At 71.0% G+C, this 17,838-nt stretch carries 16 protein-coding genes and 1 pseudogene; 12 read left to right on the top strand and 5 right to left on the bottom strand.

Annotation, left to right across the window (positions count from 1 at the left end; all coding sequences use genetic code 11):
- Nucleotides 1-61 precede the first annotated feature (61 nt).
- From ACIQBL_RS28245 to ACIQBL_RS28235, 3 genes are all read left to right on the top strand, one after another.
- Nucleotides 62-1,306 carry an MFS transporter gene (locus ACIQBL_RS28245; RefSeq protein WP_401946009.1) on the top strand — a complete coding sequence of 415 codons (1,245 nt, stop codon included), beginning with the start codon at nt 62-64 and terminating at the stop codon, nt 1,304-1,306.
- 87 nt (nt 1,307-1,393) lie between these two features.
- Nucleotides 1,394-1,576: an antitoxin gene (locus tag ACIQBL_RS28240; RefSeq protein ID WP_401946007.1), complete on the top strand. Its 183-nt coding sequence runs from the start codon at nt 1,394-1,396 to the stop codon at nt 1,574-1,576.
- Nucleotides 1,577-1,730: 154 nt separating this feature from the next.
- Nucleotides 1,731-2,750, top strand: a complete 1,020-nt coding sequence (locus tag ACIQBL_RS28235; protein ID WP_401946005.1) for an MHYT domain-containing protein — start codon at nt 1,731-1,733, stop codon at nt 2,748-2,750.
- 86 nt (nt 2,751-2,836) lie between these two features.
- On the opposite strand, the gene ACIQBL_RS28230 is transcribed toward ACIQBL_RS28235, so the two are convergent.
- Complete coding sequence (locus tag ACIQBL_RS28230; protein WP_401946003.1) at nt 2,837-5,125, bottom strand: zinc-dependent metalloprotease; 2,289 nt, start codon at nt 5,123-5,125, stop codon at nt 2,837-2,839.
- A 153-nt stretch (nt 5,126-5,278) separates the two neighbouring features.
- On the opposite strand from ACIQBL_RS28230, the gene ACIQBL_RS28225 reads away from it, so the two are divergent.
- Nucleotides 5,279-6,334: an LLM class flavin-dependent oxidoreductase gene (locus tag ACIQBL_RS28225; RefSeq protein ID WP_401946002.1), complete on the top strand. Its 1,056-nt coding sequence runs from the start codon at nt 5,279-5,281 to the stop codon at nt 6,332-6,334.
- Between the two features lie 2 nt (nt 6,335-6,336).
- Here ACIQBL_RS28225 and ACIQBL_RS28220 read toward each other — a convergent pair whose 3' ends face one another.
- Entirely contained in the window at nt 6,337-7,323 is a 987-nt protein-coding gene (locus ACIQBL_RS28220) for a TauD/TfdA dioxygenase family protein (RefSeq protein ID WP_401946000.1), read from the bottom strand.
- On the opposite strand from ACIQBL_RS28220, the pseudogene ACIQBL_RS28215 reads away from it, so the two are divergent.
- Both ACIQBL_RS28215 and ACIQBL_RS28210 read left to right on the top strand, forming a co-directional pair.
- A pseudogene (locus ACIQBL_RS28215) lies at nt 7,235-8,048 on the top strand (aldo/keto reductase). The gene ACIQBL_RS28220 and the pseudogene ACIQBL_RS28215 overlap by 89 nt on opposite strands.
- 107 nt (nt 8,049-8,155) lie before the next feature.
- Nucleotides 8,156-8,590 (top strand): cupin domain-containing protein, encoded by a 435-nt coding sequence (locus ACIQBL_RS28210; RefSeq protein WP_401945998.1) that lies wholly within the window; start codon nt 8,156-8,158, stop codon nt 8,588-8,590.
- A gap of 9 nt (nt 8,591-8,599) precedes the next feature.
- Here the strand turns inward: ACIQBL_RS28210 and ACIQBL_RS28205 are convergent, their stop codons facing one another.
- From ACIQBL_RS28205 to ACIQBL_RS28195, 3 genes are all read right to left on the bottom strand, one after another.
- Entirely contained in the window at nt 8,600-10,945 is a 2,346-nt protein-coding gene (locus ACIQBL_RS28205) for a SpoIIE family protein phosphatase (protein ID WP_401945997.1), read from the bottom strand.
- Nucleotides 10,946-11,009: 64 nt separating this feature from the next.
- On the bottom strand, nt 11,010-11,477 hold the full coding sequence (locus ACIQBL_RS28200; RefSeq protein ID WP_401945995.1) for a peroxiredoxin: 468 nt from the start codon (nt 11,475-11,477) through the stop codon (nt 11,010-11,012).
- Complete coding sequence (locus ACIQBL_RS28195; protein WP_401945993.1) at nt 11,474-11,857, bottom strand: DoxX family protein; 384 nt, start codon at nt 11,855-11,857, stop codon at nt 11,474-11,476. Before ACIQBL_RS28195 ends, ACIQBL_RS28200 begins: the two co-directional genes overlap by 4 nt.
- 149 nt (nt 11,858-12,006) lie before the next feature.
- Here ACIQBL_RS28195 and ACIQBL_RS28190 point away from each other — a divergent pair, with 149 nt between their 5' ends.
- The 6 genes from ACIQBL_RS28190 (at nt 12,007) to ACIQBL_RS28165 (ending at nt 17,833) form a co-directional block, all read left to right on the top strand.
- Complete coding sequence (locus ACIQBL_RS28190; protein ID WP_401945991.1) at nt 12,007-13,173, top strand: acyl-CoA dehydrogenase family protein; 1,167 nt, start codon at nt 12,007-12,009, stop codon at nt 13,171-13,173.
- Nucleotides 13,174-13,941, top strand: coding sequence for an SDR family NAD(P)-dependent oxidoreductase (locus tag ACIQBL_RS28185; RefSeq protein ID WP_401945989.1), 768 nt, complete (start codon nt 13,174-13,176; stop codon nt 13,939-13,941).
- Nucleotides 13,942-13,985: 44 nt separating this feature from the next.
- Complete coding sequence (locus tag ACIQBL_RS28180) at nt 13,986-14,840, top strand: FadR/GntR family transcriptional regulator (protein WP_401945987.1); 855 nt, start codon at nt 13,986-13,988, stop codon at nt 14,838-14,840.
- A gap of 82 nt (nt 14,841-14,922) precedes the next feature.
- Nucleotides 14,923-15,723, top strand: coding sequence for an enoyl-CoA hydratase/isomerase family protein (locus ACIQBL_RS28175; protein WP_401945985.1), 801 nt, complete (start codon nt 14,923-14,925; stop codon nt 15,721-15,723).
- 2 nt (nt 15,724-15,725) lie between these two features.
- Nucleotides 15,726-16,697, top strand: a complete 972-nt coding sequence (locus tag ACIQBL_RS28170; RefSeq protein WP_401945984.1) for an acyl-CoA dehydrogenase family protein — start codon at nt 15,726-15,728, stop codon at nt 16,695-16,697.
- A complete protein-coding gene (locus ACIQBL_RS28165) occupies nt 16,694-17,833 on the top strand; it encodes an acyl-CoA dehydrogenase family protein (protein WP_401945980.1) in 1,140 nt (379 codons plus the stop codon). The genes ACIQBL_RS28170 and ACIQBL_RS28165 overlap by 4 nt, the downstream gene beginning before the upstream one ends.
- Nucleotides 17,834-17,838 lie beyond the last annotated feature (5 nt).

Raw genomic sequence — 17,838 nt, 5'->3', positions numbered from 1 at the left:
CCGGCACGGACTGCCCCCAACACCCGTCAGTCCGGCCGCCGTTCGCTGATACGGTCCGATCATGCCGCGCCTGGTGGATGTCCCTGGGTACCTACGCTTCTGGACCGCCTCCGCGGTCTCGGCATTCGGTTCGCAGATCACAGGTCTGGCGCTGCAGATCCTCACCGCCGTCACCCTCGGCGCGTCCGCCACCGAGGTGGGGCTGGTCAGTGCGGCCCGCTGGGCTCCGTATCTGCTCTTCGGGCTCGTGGCCGGGGTGCTGGTGGACCGGTGCCGGCGGAAGCCGGTCATGGTGGGCATGGATGTCGGCAGGGCCGCCCTGCTGGGCGCGATCCCGCTGCTGTACGCGCTGGACCGGCTGAGCATCGCCGCACTGTGCGCGTGCGTCTTCGCCTTCGGGCTGCTCTGTCTGTTCTTCGACGCGGCCAACCACTCCTACATGCCGCAGCTCGTCCCGAGGGAACTCCTCAACGCGGGCTACGCCCGGGTGGGGCAGGCCGACGCGGTGGCCGGGTCGACCGGGCCGCTGCTCGCCGGAGTGCTGATCAAGCTCGTCGGCGCGCCGCTCGCCGTGCTCGTGGACGCGGTCACCTATCTGGTGTCGGGCCTGCTGCTCACCTCGGTGCAGGCCCACGATCCGGTTCCCGACCTCGGCGCGCGGCGCGGCGTCGTCAGCGAGCTGCGCGAGGGGGTGGCCTGGGTCTACCGTCACCGCACCTTGGCGTCCCTCGCGCTGACCTCGCATCTCATGCTGCTCTTCAACACCGTCGTGAGTACGGTCTTCGTGGTCTTCGCCCTGCGTGAGCTGAGGATCGGGGACTTCGGACTGGGCGTGTCCTATGCCTGCGCGGGGCTCGGGGGCGTGCTCGGCGGCGCGTTCTCCGGGCGGGTGGCGCGGAGGTTCGACGTCGGCTTCACGTTGATCGCCGGGCGTCTCGTCGCCGCCGTCGGCTGGCTGCCGCTGGTGCTCGCCCAGCGCGGTCCATGGGCCCTGGTGTCGGTGTCGCTGGCCTTCTTCGTGGTCTCCTGCGCCATCTCTTTGGAAAGCCCCGTGGAGATGAGCTACCGCCAGGCGGTCACACCCGACCGGCTGCGGGGGCGGATGAACGCCACGATCCGCTCGTTCAACTGGGGGATGGTGGCCGTCGGGGCACCCCTGGGCGGACTCCTCGCCGACCGGGTCGGCTATCGCTTCGCCCTGTGGGTGGGCCTGTCCGGCGCGGTCCTCCAAGCACTGCTGCTCGCCGTGTCCCGCACCCGGGAGGCCCGCGAAACCGATGGGTCCGAGCCACTCGTGCCCGCCTGAGCGGGGCCGGTGTCCGGCACCGAAATGCGGCACGCGGGAAGGCGGGGGATGCTGGGAGGGCCAACGCACGTCCGAAGGAGGACAGCCATGTCGATCATGGACAAGGTCAAGGAAATGCTGGGCCAGCACTCGGACAAGGCCAAGGAAGGCGTGGACCGGGCGGGAGACATGATCGACGAACGCACGGGCGGCAAGCACGCCAAGCAGGTCGACATGGCGCAGGACAAGGCCAAGGACTTCATCGACCGCGAGAAGCCCCAGCAGCCCTGACTGCTTCTGTCCCCGTATCGCCCCCGATGCGGCCCAAGTGATGCCCCGGAAGCGGAGAGTTAACCGACTACTGGTGTGAAAAGCTTGCGCGTCCGGGCCCCGATCCATACATACTCCCCCCACAGGAAGCCGGAACTCTGGGGGGAGTTGGCTCATGCAAGGCACGATCGACGGGTTCCGCTACGGTGCGGTGACTCCGGTGGCGGCCTATCTGATGGCCTGCCTCGGCGCGGCTCTGGGACTGCGCTGCGTGGTGCGGTCCCTGCACAACCAGGAGTCCTGGAAGGGGGGTTGGCTTGCGCTCGGCGCGGCGTCGATCGGTACCGGCATCTGGACCATGCACTTCATCGCGATGATCGGTTTCCAGGTCAAGGAGACCCGGATCGGCTACGACGTCGGCCTCACGGTGTTGAGTCTGGCCGTGGCGATCGTCGTGGTCGGCGTCGGTGTGTTCGCCGTGGGCTACCGCGGCGCCACCACCGGCACGCTCTCCGCGGCCGGCGTCATCACCGGCCTCGGGGTCGCCGCCATGCACTATCTGGGCATGGCGGCCCTGAAGTTGAACGGCGAGATCGAGTACCGGACCAGCACGGTGGCGCTCTCCGTGGTGATCGCGATCGTCGCCGCGACGGCGGCCCTGTGGGCGGCCGTCTCCATCCGGGGCTTCCTGACGAGCCTCGGCGCGAGCCTGGTGATGGGCGTGGCCGTCTCCGGGATGCACTACACGGGCATGGCCGCCGTGAGCGTCCATCTGCACGGCACCAGCGGAGCATGGACGGGTGACTCGCCCAACTCGATACTGATTCCCATGCTGTTGGGACCGATCGTCTTCCTGGTGCTGGCCGGTGTCGTCGTGATGTTCGACCCGCTGCTGGTGATGGGCGAGGGCAACTGGGACCGCTCCTTCGCCCGCCATCCCGTCGGCTCGGACGCCGCCCGCAAGCAGCCCGCGCAGCGCCCGGAATCGCTCTTCGACACCCAGGGCCGCCCGGCGGTCGGCCGGCCGGCCCAGCAGTACCAGAGCCCGGCCGCCCAGCCCGCCGGCCGCCGGAACCGTCCCACCCGCAGGCGCCCCACCGTCCCGCCACCCGTCAGCGCCTACGACACCCCGGCCAATCCCGGACGGGGCCGCCCGGACCCGCACGGGGCCCCTCGGCACTCCCAGGAATGGTGACCAACAGCGCCCGCCGCGAGCGGAGTTCGATCAGCCTTCGCCCTCAGTCATGATCCCGATGTACGGCATCCAGACGTGGGACGAGCTCAGTTGGGCGCACCCGGCGGCACCCGGGGCAGCGGATCGATCCGCACCGACCCGGCATCGGCGAGGAAGTCCCGGATCAACTCCCCTGCCTCACGCGCCTGTTCGTCGCCCTGGCACCGGAGCTCCGTCCCGAGCCCCCGCACGGCGCCGCGCAGCGCCATGCGCACCGGCGGGTGCAGGGCGGTGTCGTCGAGCAGGGTCAGCAGACGGTTCAGGAGTGTCCAGTCCGCCGCGTACTGCACTGCGGCCCCGCCGGGCAGCTCCGCGGGCACCGGGTCGGTACGGCGCCATGTGGTCGCGAGGAGCGCGTCGACGATGTCGGTGACACCGGGCACCGCGGGGTCGACGGCATGCTGCCAGGCCACCCGGTTGAGCCGGGCCGGGTCCAGCAGGGGCTCCGTGACCAGCGCGGTCGCGACCCGTACGGCCTCGAAGGGGTCGAAGACCCGTCCGGCACCGGTGTCGAGGTACTGGTCCGTCCGGCCGTAGCGGATCGCGGGCGGGGTGAGGGTGTCCAACACCGCGCCGGGCAGGGCGAGTTGCTCGGCGCGCAACAGCTCGGCCAGTCGGTTCAGCGCCGTGTGCTGCGTGGCGGCGTCGACGGCTTCCGTGCCCCGGCCGTCCTCCCCCGCAAGACCGTACGCGTATCGCACCCCGCCCACCAGCCGGGCCACGGCCGTCACCTCGTGCCGGTGCAGCAGGTGCAGCAGGACGGCCCGTTCCTCCAGTTCGCCGGTCTGCCGGTCGGGCGGCAGCACCCCTCGGAAGAAACCGTCCAGTGCGATACGGCGGATGCGCAGCATCGTCTCCAGCGCCTGGAGGGCGTCCGGACCGCTCACCCAGGGAACGGCGTCGGCGTGGGCGGCGTTCGGGCCCTGGGCGTCCTCGTCGGAGAGGTAGGTCAGGCCCGACTCGGCGGCCTCGCGGCGCAGTTCGGCGAGCGCGCTCTCCTCCCCGGAGGGGTCGAACCGACCGTAGGCGTGGGCGACCAGGAAGTGGTCCCAGGGCCCAAGTCCCGTGCCGTACGCGGCGGACAGGTCGAGGTCGCCCTCCTCCGTGACGCGGATCCGTGCGTGCGGGTAGTCCATGACGGACGGCTCGGGGTGCCGTGTACCGGCGAAGTTGTGCATGAAGCCGAGCGCGTGGCCGATCTCGTGCGCGGCGAGCTGACGCAGCCGGGCGAGCACCAACTCCTCGACGGCGGCGAGTCGTTCGGCCTCGTCGGTGCGGCCGTAGGGTGCGAGCAGGGCCTCGCCGAGGGCGCGGACCTGTTCGACGCGCTGGGAGCCGAGGCGTACCCGGGCGTGCAGGATCTCGCCGGTGCGCGGGTCGGTCAGGCCCTGTCCGAGGGACCAGCCGCGGCCCGCCCGGTGCACCCAGACCACGCCGTTGACGTCGGGGTCGTAGGGGTCGAAGCCGTCGCCGCCGGGCTCGACCCGGTAGGCGTCCGGGAGCCCGATCCGGGCGAAGGCGTCCCGCCACCAGTCGCCGCCCTCGACGACCGCCGAGCGGAAGGGTTCGGGGATGGCCGGGTCGACCTGGAAGACGATCGGGGCGCCGCCGGGTTCAGCGCGGAAGCGGGGCTGGAGCTTGACCTGGGTGCTCGCCCGGCCGACGAGGCCGTGGTCGGCGTAGCCGATGCCGTAGCCGCCCGAGGCGGGGTGGTAGCTCCGGACGGGCAGCGGGGACGCCGGCAGCCGGATCAGGTTCAGCTGCTGGACGACGGTGAGGGCGCGCGGGTCGGCGGCGACGGCCTGGACCGCCCGGCCGCGGCCGGGGCCCCGGAAGGTGAGGAGCGCGGGCAGCCGGACGGCGCGCGGGCCGGTGCGGCTGTCGGTGACGAGGGGGAGGCTCGTGGACTCGTCGATCGTGTAGTCGCCCTGCTCGCGTGCGTGCAGATACTCGGCGATCCGGTCGTGGTCGGCGAGGACGAGCCCGGTGGCGTCCACGACCGCCGCCCCGTTCTCCTCGCGCAGCACGGGCGCGCTCCACACCACGGACAGCGCGAACGACTCGTCCCCGGCCCGTACGGCGGCCTCGTCGCCGGAGGTCAGGAAGTGCTTGTTGCGCACGGCGAACAGGACCCGGTCGCCGATCCGCCGGAACTCCGCGAGCCGCGCCTTGCCCGCCCTGCCCCGGTCCAGCCACAGGTCGCCGGAGCCGAGGCCCTGGGAGAGGGAGACGGTGAGGAGGAAGGGCTCGTCGAAGTGGCGGATGCCCAACAGCAGCCGGTCCGACCGGAGTTCGGGGTCGGGGATCAGGTCGAGGAAGTCGGCTGCGCCGGGCATACGGGGGCCTTTCGGTCGATCATCGTCGTGTCGATGTTGCCAGGCCCCTGCCGCTCGCTCCGCCATGGCCGGTTGGACTGATCACACGCCCGCAATGTTCGCCTGACACAATCGGGACAGAACAGCACTGACGTACGACTGACGGAGGAGCCCGTGTCGCCCACCTCACGCCCGTTGCGGAAGCTGGGCTTCCTGACGATCGGCCTGTTCGACGAGGCCGATCCGCGCCGGGGCCACGAGTCGACGCTGGAGATCATCGAACTGGGCGAGCGCCTCGGCTTCGACAGCGCGTGGCTGCGCCACCGCCATCTCCAGTACGGCATCTCCTCCCCCGTCGCGGTCATGGCGGCGGCCTCGCAGCGCACCAGCCGTATCGAACTCGGCACGGCGGTGATCCCGCTGGGCTGGGAGAACCCGCTGCGGCTGGCGGAGGACCTGGCGACCGTCGACATCCTGTCCGGGGGCCGGATCAACCCGGGTGTCAGCGTCGGGCCTCCGATGCACTTCGACCAGGTGAAGGACGCCCTGTACCCGGACACGGCCGACACCGAGGACTTCGGTTACGAGCGGGTGCGGCGGTTCCTCGACTTCGTGCGCGGCAAGCCGGCCACCGACTTCAGCGGGGTCGAGGGCTTCGAAGCCACGCGGCGGCAGCCGCACATCGAATTCAGCTCCGACCGCGTCCAGCCGCACTCCCCGGGTCTGGGCCGGCGCCTCTGGTACGGCGGGGGCAGCACAAGCTCGGCGAAGTGGGCGGGCGAACACGGGATGAACTTCCTGACGAGCAGTGTCGTCAAGGCCGAAGGGCCGGACGAGTCAAGGGACTTCGCGGAGATCCAGCTCTCCCACATCCGCACGTTCCGCGCCCATCATCCCGACGGCGACGCCGCCCGGGTCTCGCAGGGGCTGGTGGTCGTCCCGACCGACTCCGCGTCGCCCGAACAGCGGGCGAAGTACGAGGAGTTCGCCCGCAAGCGCGCTCCTCGTACCGCTTCACCGCAGGGCCCGGCCGGGCTGATGTTCGCACCGGACCTCGTCGGTACCTCCGACGAGATCGCCGAACTCCTGGACGCGCACGCCGCGTTCAGGGAGATCGACGAGGTGGCGTTCGCGCTGCCGTTCACCTTCGAGCACGAGGACTACGTGCAGATCCTCACGGACATGGCGACGAAGCTGGGACCGGCGCTGGGCTGGAGGCCCACCGTCTGACCTCACCAGCGGCCCGGCCCGGTGCCGACGATCGGCTCCGAGGGCTTGCCGTCGACGCCGACCGGTATGTCGCCGGTGAGCATCACGCGGTGCATGGTCCGGGGGAAGCCGAGGTGGGCGTTGTCGCCGGGGGCGAGGTGGATGGTGGCCCGGTTGTCCCAGAAGGCCACGCTGCCCGGCTCCCAGCGGAACCGGACGGTGTACTCGGGCCGGGTCGCCTGCGCGAGGAGCATCTCCAGGATCGCGGCGCTCTCCGCGCGGGAGATGTCGGTGATCTGCTCCAGGTAGTAGCCGTTGACGAACAGCACCCGCTCACCCGTCTCGGGATGCACCCGTACCAGCGGGTGCACCGAGGCGACCTGGTGGTCCAGGAGGTGGCGGACGTAGGCGTCGTCGCCGGGCCGGGGCTGGTAGCCGACGCCGAGCCGGTGCTCGGCGCGCAGGCCGTCCACGAACTCCCGTACCGGCAGCGACAGTCCGGCGTACGCGGCGGCCAGATTCGACCAGGTGGTGTCGCCGCCGTACGGCGGGACGGTCTCCGCGCGCAGGATCGTCGCGGCCGGCGGGTCGACGCGGGCGCCGTGGTCGCAGTGCCAGCCGCGCAGCAGCGTGTGCCGGCGCCGCTCCAGCCACTCCTCGTGCTCCATACCGAAGCGTCCGCCCAACTCCAGCCGGTCGGCGGTCGTTTCGACCTCGGGGAAGCCCTCCGGTGACGCGCTGCCGCGCCGCCCGAGCACGACCGGTTCGCCGAACCGCCGCGCGAACGCCACATGCCCGGTGTGGTCCAGCCGCTGCCCGCGGAAGAACACGACCTTCCAGCGCAGCACCGCGGCCCGGATCGCGGCGACCACGGCGTCGTCGAGTTCACCGGCCAGATCGACACCGGTGATCTCGGCACCGATGTGCCCGGCGGCCGGCCGCACCTCCAAACCGGCCGTACCGTCCACCCGCACCGCCTCGTCCGTCGTACCGCCGCTGTCCGTTGTCATACGTGCTCCGTTGGTCGTCCGTACCGGCTCGCGCCGGGTCCCTCGTACCGGGCCCTCGTCACCGGTCCTCGTACCGGGCCCAGGGAAGATCGTGTCAGCGATCCCCGGGCAAGGCGACAGGGGTTCCGGGCGTACATACTGGCTGTACCGCACATCCAAGGGAAAGCCCGACCGTGATCAGCATCCGACGCACACGCTGAACTACGGCACGAAGATCCCCCGCAGCGGTGTACCTCGCGAGAAGATCCTCGACGAAGCTGCCGGGCCGCCACCACGGCTACGAGGAGGGTCTCGTCCGGTCGATCGGAGTCTCCGACTTCACGCCCGGACACATCGAGCGGCTGGAGAAGGAGACCGGCGTGCTGCCCTCCGTCAACCAGATCGAGCTGCATCCGCTGTTCCCGCAGGACGAACTGCGTGCCTTCGATGCCGAGAAGGGCGTTCTCACCGAGAGCTGGAGTCCTCTCGGGCGCGGTTCCGAGCTGCTGAACGACCCCGCGGTCCTGACGGTCGCCGAGGCCTTCGGGGTGACGCCCGCCCAGGTGGTGCTGCGCCGGCACACGCAGCTCGGGGCGATCCCGATCCCCAGGTCGGCGGACCCCGACCGGCAGCGCGCGAACCTGCACGTCCTCGGTTTCGAAATCGGCCCGGCCCAGCTGGCCGCCCTCTCCGACCACACGCCCCAGCGCCTCGGCCCGGACCCGGAGACGCACGAGGAGTTCTGAGGCTTCTGAGAGTTCCGGGAGTGGAAGTCGGCGTTTCGGCTCCCAACTCGCCTTCCCTGCCTCTATGTTCGCGGCGGAGGTTCAAGATCTCACCGGAAGGCTCTCCCATGCGCAACGCGTTCCGCACCGCCGTGACCGGGGCGGTGGCCGCCGCCACGCTGCTGATCGGCGGCACCGCCCAGGCGACACCCGCCGGACCCGGAGTCACGGCCCGTCTGATCAGTCAGACCACCGTCGGCGACACCGACTACACCCTGCGCGAGATCACCATTCCGCCCGGCCAGGCCACCGGCTGGCACTACCACGACGGCCCCCTGTACGGCTTCGTGAAGCAGGGCACGCTCAGCCACTTCGATGCCGGCTGCGCCTCCGACGGCGTGTACAAGGCGGGCAGCACCATCCAGGAACCGGCCGGCTCGGCCAACGTGCACATCGGGCGCAATCTGGGGAACACCCCTCTCGTCCTCGACGTGCTGTACGTCCTGCCGCACGGATCGCCGTTCTCGGAGGACGCGCCGAACCCCGGCTGCCCCTTCGAGTGACCGGTCCGGTCAGTCCGTCGGCAGCGGCTGTTCGGCCCAGATGGTCTTGCCGCTGCCGGTCTGCCGGCTGCCCCAGCGCTGGGTGAGCTGGGCGACGAGGAGGAGTCCGCGTCCGCCCTCGTCGTAGGCGTGGGCGCGGCGCAGATGCGGTGAGGTGGAACTGCCGTCGGAGACCTCGCAGATGAGGGCGCGGTCGCGGATCAGCCGGAGCTGGATGGGTGGTTCGCCGTAGCGGATGGCGTTGGTGACGAGTTCGCTGACGACGAGTTCGGTGACGAAGGCCTCCTCGTCCAGTCCCCAGGCGGTGAGTTGTTCGGTGGCGGCCTGCCGGGCCCCGGCCACGAGCGCGGGGTCCGGCTCGATGTCCCAGGTGGCGACCCGGTCGGTGCCCAGGGCCCGGGTGCGCGCCAGCAGCAGGGCCACGTCGTCGCTGGGCTCCTCCGGCATCACGGCCTTCAGCACCGAGTCGCACAGCGCGTCGAGCGAATCGGCGGACGCGGTGAGCGCGCGGCACAGTTCGGCGGTGGCGTGGTCGACGTCGCGGTTGCGGTCCTCGATCAGACCGTCCGTGTAGAGGGCGACGGTGGCCCCCTCGGGCAGCTCCAACTCCACGGCCTCGAAAGGGAGTCCGCCGACGCCGAGCGGTGGTCCCGCGGTCATGGGGACGAGGCTCGCGGTCCCGTCGGGCAGGACGACGGCCGGCGGTGGATGCCCGGCGGCGGCCAGGGTGAGCCGGCGCGAGACGGGGTCGTAGACGGCGTAGAGGCAGGTGGCGCCGAGTTCCGCGACCTCGTCGCCGGTGTCGTCCGTCGCGAGGTGGGTGACCAAGTCGTCGAGGTGGGTGAGGAGTTCGTCGGGCGGCAGGTCGACGTCGGCGAGCGTGCGGACGGCCGTACAGAGGCGGCCCATGGTCGCCGAGGACGGGATGCCGTGTCCTACGACGTCGCCGACGACCAGGGCGACCCGGCCGCCGGAGAGCGGGATCACGTCGAACCAGTCGCCGCCGATGCCCGCGAGCGACCCGGAGGGCAGATAGCGGTGGGCCACCTCGACCGCCGCCTGTCCGGGCAAGTCCCTTGGCAGCAGGCTGTGTTGGAGGGCGAGGGCGGTGGACCGCTCGCGGGCGAAGCGGCGCGCGTTGTCGATGCAGACGGCGGCGCGGCTGGCCAACTCCTCGGCGAGTACGGCGTCGTCGGCGGCGTAGTCGTCCGGGTGGGACATGCGGACGCCCACCGCGACACCGAGCGTGGTGCCGCGCGCCCGCAGCGGCACCGCGATCATCGAGTGGACGCCCTTGCGGAACGGGCGGGCGGCGGGGCTGCGCGCGTTGCGCTCCGCCACCCAGCGGACGAAGTCGGGTTCGCCCGCCTGGCTCAGGACGGCCCGGCCCGACCGCAGCGCACGGGCGGGCGGTGAGAACGGCGGGTAGACGTCGGCCTCGGAGAGGTGCATCGCGGCCTCGGGCGTGCCCTCGGTGGCGGAGCCGTGGGCGACGCGGCGCAGCACGATCTGGTCGTCCAGGTCCGTCTGCGGTTCGTCGGCGCCGAGCACCCACTCCAGGAGGTCCACGCTGGCGAAGTCGGCGTAGCGCGGCACCAGGAGTTCCACCAGTTCCTCGGCGGTGCGCACCACGTCGAGGGTGGTGCCGATGCCGGCCGCCGCTTCGTTGAGCAGGGCCAGCCGCTGCTGGGCGAGGTACTGCTCGGTGCTGTCGAACGCCGCGAGGGCGACCCCGGTCGGCTCGCCGGCGGCGTCCTTGAGGGGCCACATCTCGATGCTCCAGGCGTGCTCCCGGTTCAGCGCGGGAGCGCCCGCCCAGCTGTCGTAGCGGACCGGTCTGCCCGTCTCGGCGACCAGGCGCAGGTTGCGCAGGAAGCCCCGGCTGTGTTCGGCGTCCTCCACGCTCTCCGGGAAGTAGCGGCCGACCAGGGCGTCCTCCGGTACTCCCATCACCCGGCAGGCGACGCCGTTGAGGCGGAGGTAGCGCTGCTCGGTGTCGAAGACGGACAGCGACATCGACGCCTGCTCGAAGGCCTGCTCGGCGAGCGAGGGCGCGGGTGCGGGTGCGGAGGGTGGTTCGGTGGTGAGGACGTATCCGTCCGGTGTGCCGTCCGCGCCGAGTACCGCGCAGGCCCGCACCGTGAGCGGGAGCGGGGAGCCGTCCCGGTGCCGTAGGACCACCGGGCCCGCCAGGGCGGCCACGGACGTGGCGGACGGGGGTTCGGCGAGCAGTGCCCCCACCGACCGCCCCACGGCCTCCTCGGCCGGGTATCCCGTCAGTGAGCGGGCACCCTCGCTCCACCCCGTCACGATGCCTCGGACATCGATGACCGCCGCGGCGGAGGCCTGCTCCATATCGTCCAGGATGGTCCCTTTACCGCGCCGCATCAACCGCGATACGGCATTTGCGGCCCCTGGGTCACTTCCGGTGGGCGCGAAGTGCGGCGAGGGCCCGGTCGGCGTGGGTGTTCATACGCAGTTCGCTGGAGACGACCTCAAGGATGGTGCGGTCCTCGCCTACGACGAAGGTGACCCGCTTGGTGGGTGCCAGTGAGAAGCCGCGCTTCACCCCGAACAGCTCCCGGATCCTCCCGTCGGCATCCGAGAGGAGCGGCATGCCGAGGGAGTGCTTCCCGGCGAACTCCTGCTGCTTGTCGACGGAGTCGCCGCTGATGCCGACGGGCCGCGCGCCGAGGGCCGCGAACTCGGCGGCCAGATCCCGGAAGTGGCAGGCCTCGGCGGTGCAGCCGGCGGTCAGGGCGGCCGGGTAGAAGAACAGCACCACCGGCCCCTCGGCGAGCAGTTCCGTGAGGCCGCGTTCCGTGCCGGTCTCGTCCGGCAGCGTGAAGTCCTCGACCTTGTCGCCGACGTTCAGGCGTCCTGTCATGACTGTCCCTCCCCATTGTTCTTCGCGACACTGCGGGCCCACAGTACGAGGGGCACCTGCAGGGGCAGCCGCCCGAAGGCCACCGCCTTCTGCGGGGCCGGGCGGTCCCGCCAGTCCAGCGCCATCTTCACGTTGGCGGGGAACACGCCCACGAAGAAGGCCGCCGCGGCGAGCCCGGCCGTACGCCGGGTGCGCGGCAGCGCGATCCCGGCGGCCAGTGCCAGTTCGACGGCGCCGCTCGCGTACGTCCAGGCCCGGGGCGTCCCCGGCAGGGCGCTCGGGATCGTCGCGTCGAACTGTTTCGGCGAGGCGAAGTGGGCGACTCCCGCGGTCGCCAGCAGACCGGCGAGCAACAGCGACGAGCGTTCGGACCGTGGCACGGTTCCTCCTCGGATGGCCTGCCGCGCGATATTACTTGACGGTAGGCGGGAGGTGACGGGCGCCCTTGCCTCGGCCTCCCGCCGGGCATACAGTTTCGGTCTGACCTTTGGAATGTTTCAAAAACAGACCGAAGAAGGGCCCACCGTCCATGGACTTCGAGCTCACCGAGGACCAGGAAACGATCCGCAAGTCCGTCGCCGGACTGCTGCGCGACTTCGACGACCAGTACTGGATGGAGAAGGACCAGGCGCACGAGTTCCCGACGGAGTTCTACGAGACCGTCGCGGGCGGCGGCTGGCTCGGCATCACGATCCCGGAGGAGTACGGCGGACACGGCCTCGGCATCACCGAGGCCAGCCTGCTCCTGGAAGAGGTGGCCCGCTCGGGCGGTGGCATGAACGCGGCCAGCGCGATCCACCTGTCCATCTTCGGCATGCATCCGGTGGTGGTGCACGGCTCCGAGGAACTGAAGCGACGGACACTCCCCCGCGTCGCCACCGGCGACCTCCACGTCTGTTTCGGTGTCACCGAACCGGGCGCGGGACTCGACACCGCGAGCATCACGACGTACGCACGACGGGACGGCGACCACTACGTCGTCAACGGCCGCAAGGTGTGGATCTCCAAGGCGATGGAGTCCGAGAAGATCCTTCTCCTGACCCGCACCAGCAAGGCCGACGAGGTCACCAAGAAGACCGACGGGATGACCCTCTTCCTCACGGACATCGACCGCGACCGCATCGACGTCCGCCCGATCCCGAAGATGGGCCGCAACGCCGTCACCTCGAACGAACTCTTCATCGACGACCTGCGCGTCCCGGTCGAGGACCGCGTCGGCGAGGAGGGCCAGGGCTTCCGCTACCTCCTCGACGGCCTCAACCCCGAACGCATGCTCATCGCGGCCGAGGCACTGGGCATCGGCCGCGCGTCACTCGACAAGGCCGTCCAGTACGGCAAGGAGCGCATCGTCTTCGGCCGCCCGATCGGCATGAACCAGGCCATCCAGTTCCCCCTCGCGGACTCCCTCGCCCGCCTCGACGCCGCCGAACTCGTGCTCCGCAAGGCGACCTGGCTGTACGACAACGGGAGGCCCTGCGGGCGGGAGGCGAACACCGCCAAGTACCTGTGCGCCGACGCCGGGTTCACGGCCGCCGACCGGGCCGTGCAGACGCACGGAGGCATGGGCTACTCCGAGGAGTACGCCGTGTCCCGCTACTTCCGCGAGGCCCGTCTGATGCGCATCGCACCGATCAGCCAGGAAATGATCCTGAACTACCTGGGATCACACACGCTGGGACTCCCGAGGAGCTACTGAATGACCGACAGCACAGGTCTGTTCGACCTCACGGGCCGGTCGGCGCTGGTCACCGGCGCCGGCGGCGGCATCGGTTCCGCGGTCGCCGAGGCGCTCGCGCGCGCGGGTGCCGCGGTGCTGGTGACCGACGTCGACGAGTCGGCCGCGGCGGCCGTCGCCGGGAAGATCAACGCGGCGGGGCTCACGGCGGACAGCGCCGCACTCGACGTACGGGACCGGCCCGCCGCAGACGCGGCCGTTGCCCGCGCGGCGGCGCTCGCCGGCGGGACGCTGCACATCCTGGTCAACAACGCCGGGGTCATCGCCCCCGCCATGTTCGACAAGCTGGAGGAGGAGGCGTTCCGGCGCGTCCTCGACATCCATGTGATGGGCACGTTCCACTGCGCGCAGGCCGCGCTGCCGTTCCTGCCGGAGGACGGGAGGGGGCGGATCATCAACGTCACCTCGTCGGCAGGTCTGGTCGGCACGCTCGGGCAGGTCAACTACTCGGCCGCGAAGGCCGGGATCATCGGACTGACGAAGTCCCTGGCCCGCGAACTGGCACGTCGGCGGGTGCTGGTCAACGCGCTCGCCCCGCTGGCCGCCACACCCATGACGGAGACCATCCGCACCAACGAGAAGTTCTCGGCCCAGATGCTCGCCCGGATTCCGCTGGGCCGGTGGGCCGAGCCGGCGGAGATCGCGGGCAGTTTCGTGTTCCTCGCCTCGGACGCCGCGTCCTTCATCACGGGTCAGGTGCTGCCGGTGGACGGCGGCATGGTGATGTGACAGGCGGTCCCGTGAGGTGACAGGCGGCGCGCGTGCTGTGTTGAATGGTTCAGCCAAAGAGGCCGAAGAGCGCGGCCTACGACGAGAGGCCTGGACCTGTGCAGAGCGCCGAGCACCCTTCCCGCACCGTACGGGGACGCGGCGCGGCCGGCGAGCCCCGGCCGCGCTTCGACACGCTCACCGTGCCCAAGGCGTCGGACGTGCTGGCGGCGGAGGTGCGCGAGCGGATCCTCTCCGGGGAGTTCACGGAGGGCACGGTGCTGCCGCCGGAACGGCAGCTCGTCGAGCAGACGGGGCTGAGCCGGGCGACGGTGCGCGAGGCGCTGCGCATCCTGGAGGTCGAACGGCTCCTGGAGATCAGGCCGGGGCGCGGGGGCGGTGCCTTCGTGCACCGGCCGGGGCGTGAATCGCTTGCGAACACCGTGCGGTTGGTGATCCGGGGGCAGCGGATCCGGCTTGAGGACCTGCACGAGACCCGGGAGGCGATCGAGCCCGCGTGCGCGGCGCTGGCGGCCAGGCGCCGTACGGACGCGGACCTCGCGGAGCTGGACGACGCGCACGCGGACCTCGTCGCGGCGGGGGACGACATCCAGCGTTTCCTGCGCGCCAACATCCACTGGCACAACGCCGTGGCGAGGGCCGGCGAGAACGAGCTTCTCATCGGGTTCATGAGCGCTCTCTCGCAGTCGATCCACGCGGCCACGAACATCCAGGAGTTCATGGACGCGGACATTCGCAAACTCACCGCCCGTGCGCACGCCCGGATCACCGAGGCGATCCGGGACCGCGACAGCGAGGCGGCGATGCGCCGGATGACGCGCCATGTGTGCGGCTTCGCCCGGGCGGCGGCCGAGGTGGACCGCCGGGACGGCGTGGAGCTGACCGGTCCGGAGAACTGACCCAACCGAAGGCGAGAATGTGATTCTCTTCTTCGTGCAACACCATTGACAGTTTCGGTCTGACCTTTAATACCATCGCGGTATGAGCAAGGTGAGTCCCGTGCTGACCGTGGCCGCCGACGGAGACGTCCGCATCGTCACCCTGAACCGCCCCGACCGGTTGAACGGCGTGTCCGAGGAACTGCACCGACGGCTGTCCGAGGTGTGGCGCGAACTGGCCGACGACACGAAGGCCCGGGCCGTCGTCCTCACCGGCGCGGGACGGGCGTTCAGCGCCGGCGGCGACTTCGACCATCTGCTACGGCACCACACCGACCCGGAGTTGCGGGAGCGGTCGATCCGGCTCGACCGCACCATCCAGACGGAGATGATCCGCTTCCCGCTGCCGGTGATCGCCGCCGTCAACGGCCCGGCGGTGGGCCTGGGTTGCAGCCTCGCCCTGGCCTGCGATCTCGTACTGATCGCCGAGGACGCCTACTTCGCGGACCCCCATGTGTCGGTCGGGCTGGTCGCGGGCGACGGCGGAGTCACCCTGTGGCCGCTGCTGACGAGCCTGCTGCGGGTGAAGGAGTACCTCTTCACCGGGGACCGGATCCCCGCCGCCAAAGCGGTCGAACTCGGCCTCGCCAACCGCACGGTCCCGCCCGACGACCTGATGCACGAGGCACTCACCCTGGCCCACCGGCTCGCGGCCCAGCCCGCCGACGCACTCCGCGCCACCAAACTGGCCCTCGCCACCGTCGTCGAACAGGTCTCGCGCGGCGGGATGGAAACAGCGCTGATGGCCGAACGGGCCACGATGACCAGCCCGGACCACATCCGCATCATCACCGAACTCGCCTCCCGCGCCGAACGGCGCGCGAACCCCCCTGAGGAGCGCTGAAGGTGGAGCGCGAGGAGTTCGTCCTGGTCCGCGACATGCTGCGCTCGCTGGCGACCCGCTACGGCGTGCCATCGGCGGACGAGGTGAAACCGTCCACCCGGGCAGCCGCCCAACAGGCCCTGGAAGAACTGGGTTTGAGAGATCTACGGCGCACCTCTCCCCCGGCGGCGACCGCGCAGGAGTGCGCGCTGCTCGCGGAGGAACACGGCCGCCGCCCCCTCACGACCTCCCTGCTCGGTACGGTCCTGCTCGCCCCGGAGTTGCTCCGGCTGCTCGGCGACGACACCTCTTCCGCGACCCCCACCATCGCCCTCACCCGCGCACTCCGCTTCCCCGGCGAGGCCCCCGCAGATCTCGTCGCCTGGGACAGCGAGGGCGCCGACAGCGCGCTCTGCGTCACGGCGAACGGGACGGTCCACCGAGTTGAGTTGGGGCCGTCGGCGCCGAGCACGGACCTCGTGCGCTCGGTGCGCGCGGTGCCGCCGGATGCTCCCGTCGAGGTCGTCGGCCGTCTCGCTGCTGCTGACCAACTCCGCTGGCAGGCCTACGCCCTTGTCGTCGTGACCGCCGAACTCGTAGGCGCGGCGGGATCGTTCGTGGAGCAGGCGGTTCAATACGCCCGCGACCGCCGCCAGTACGGACAGGCCATCGGCTCCTTCCAGGCCGTACAGCATCTTCTCGCGGACGCGACCGTCCTGGTGGAGGCGGGCACCAGCGTCACGCGCTACGCGGCCTGGTGCCTCGACAACGAGCCGCCGGAGCGAGCCCTGGCAACGGCACGTGCGGCGAAGGCGGAGGTCGACTCCTCGGCGCTGGAGGCCGTTTACGCCGGGATACAGGTCTTCGGCGGTATCGCCCAGACGTGGGAGCACACCGCCCACCTGTATCTGCGCAAGGTGCGGCTGAGCGCGACGCTGCTCGCCACGACGGCCGATCTGCTCCCCGCGCTGGCCGTACCGGAGGCGACGCGATGACCGACACCCCGCTGGACTTCGGCAACCCGGCCGAACTGGACCGGCTGCGGCAGGAGTTCCGTGCCTGGCTGGCCGAACACCCGCTCCCGGAGCGGCGGTCGGACGAACCGCTACCGGTCTTCCTGCACCGCTGGCACCGGCTCCTGCACTCGGGCGGCTGGGTCGGCCTCGACGTCCCGGAACGCTACGGCGGCCGGGGCCTGACCGCGCTGCACCAGGTCGCGATCAGTGACGAACTGGGCGCCTGCCGCGCCCCGGGCGTCCCCCGGATCGGCTATCTCGCCCACGCGTTGCTGGAGTTCGGCTCGGAGGAGCAGCGACTGCGGTTCCTGCCACGGATGTTGGCCGGTGACGAGGTGTGGTGCCAGGGCTTCAGCGAGCCGGGTGCCGGGTCGGACCTGGCGGGTATGAGCACCTACGCCGAGCGGCACGACGGCCACTACACGGTGCGCGGTCAGAAGCTCTGGACGAGTTACGCCCAGTACTCCGGCCTGTGCCTGCTGCTGGCCCGCACCGACCGCTCAGCGCCGGCCCACAAGTCGATCTCGGCGTTCGTCCTCCCCCTGGACCGGCCCGGCGTGACGGTACGGCCGCTGCGCGCGGCCAACGGTGACGACGAGTTCTGCGAACTGTTCCTGGACGACGTCCGCATCGAGGAGTCCGAACGCATCGGCACCGAGGGCGTCGGCTGGGCGCTGGCGATGACGACGGTCTCGTACGAGCGCAACGCCCTCGACACCGGGCACCTCTCGAAATACGGGCTGCTCGTCGAACGACTGCGGCGCCACGCCGCCGAGCAGCGCGGCAGCCTGCCCGACGGGCTGCTGTCCCGGATCGGCCGGTGTGTCGTGGACTACGAGGTCCTGCTGGCGCACGCCCGCCGCCGCACCGCCGAACGTCTCGCCGGGCAGGTCGCCGGCCCGGAGTCGTCCGTGGACAAACTACTGATGACGAGGACCGAACAGCGGCTCTACGACACGGCACTTGAGGTGTTCCCCGCCGAACTCGCCCAGGAGGGCAGTGAGTTGTTCGGCGACTACCTCTACTCCCGTGCGGCGTCCGTCTACGGCGGTACCTCCCAGATCCAGCGGAACATCATCGCCAAGCGGATCCTGCATCTGCCCTCGAACGGCTAGCCCGG

It is taken from the genome of Streptomyces sp. NPDC088350, assembly GCF_044753545.1.
Lineage (GTDB): Bacteria > Actinomycetota > Actinomycetes > Streptomycetales > Streptomycetaceae > Streptomyces.
This window is presented reverse-complemented; position numbering and strand designations above follow the sequence as displayed.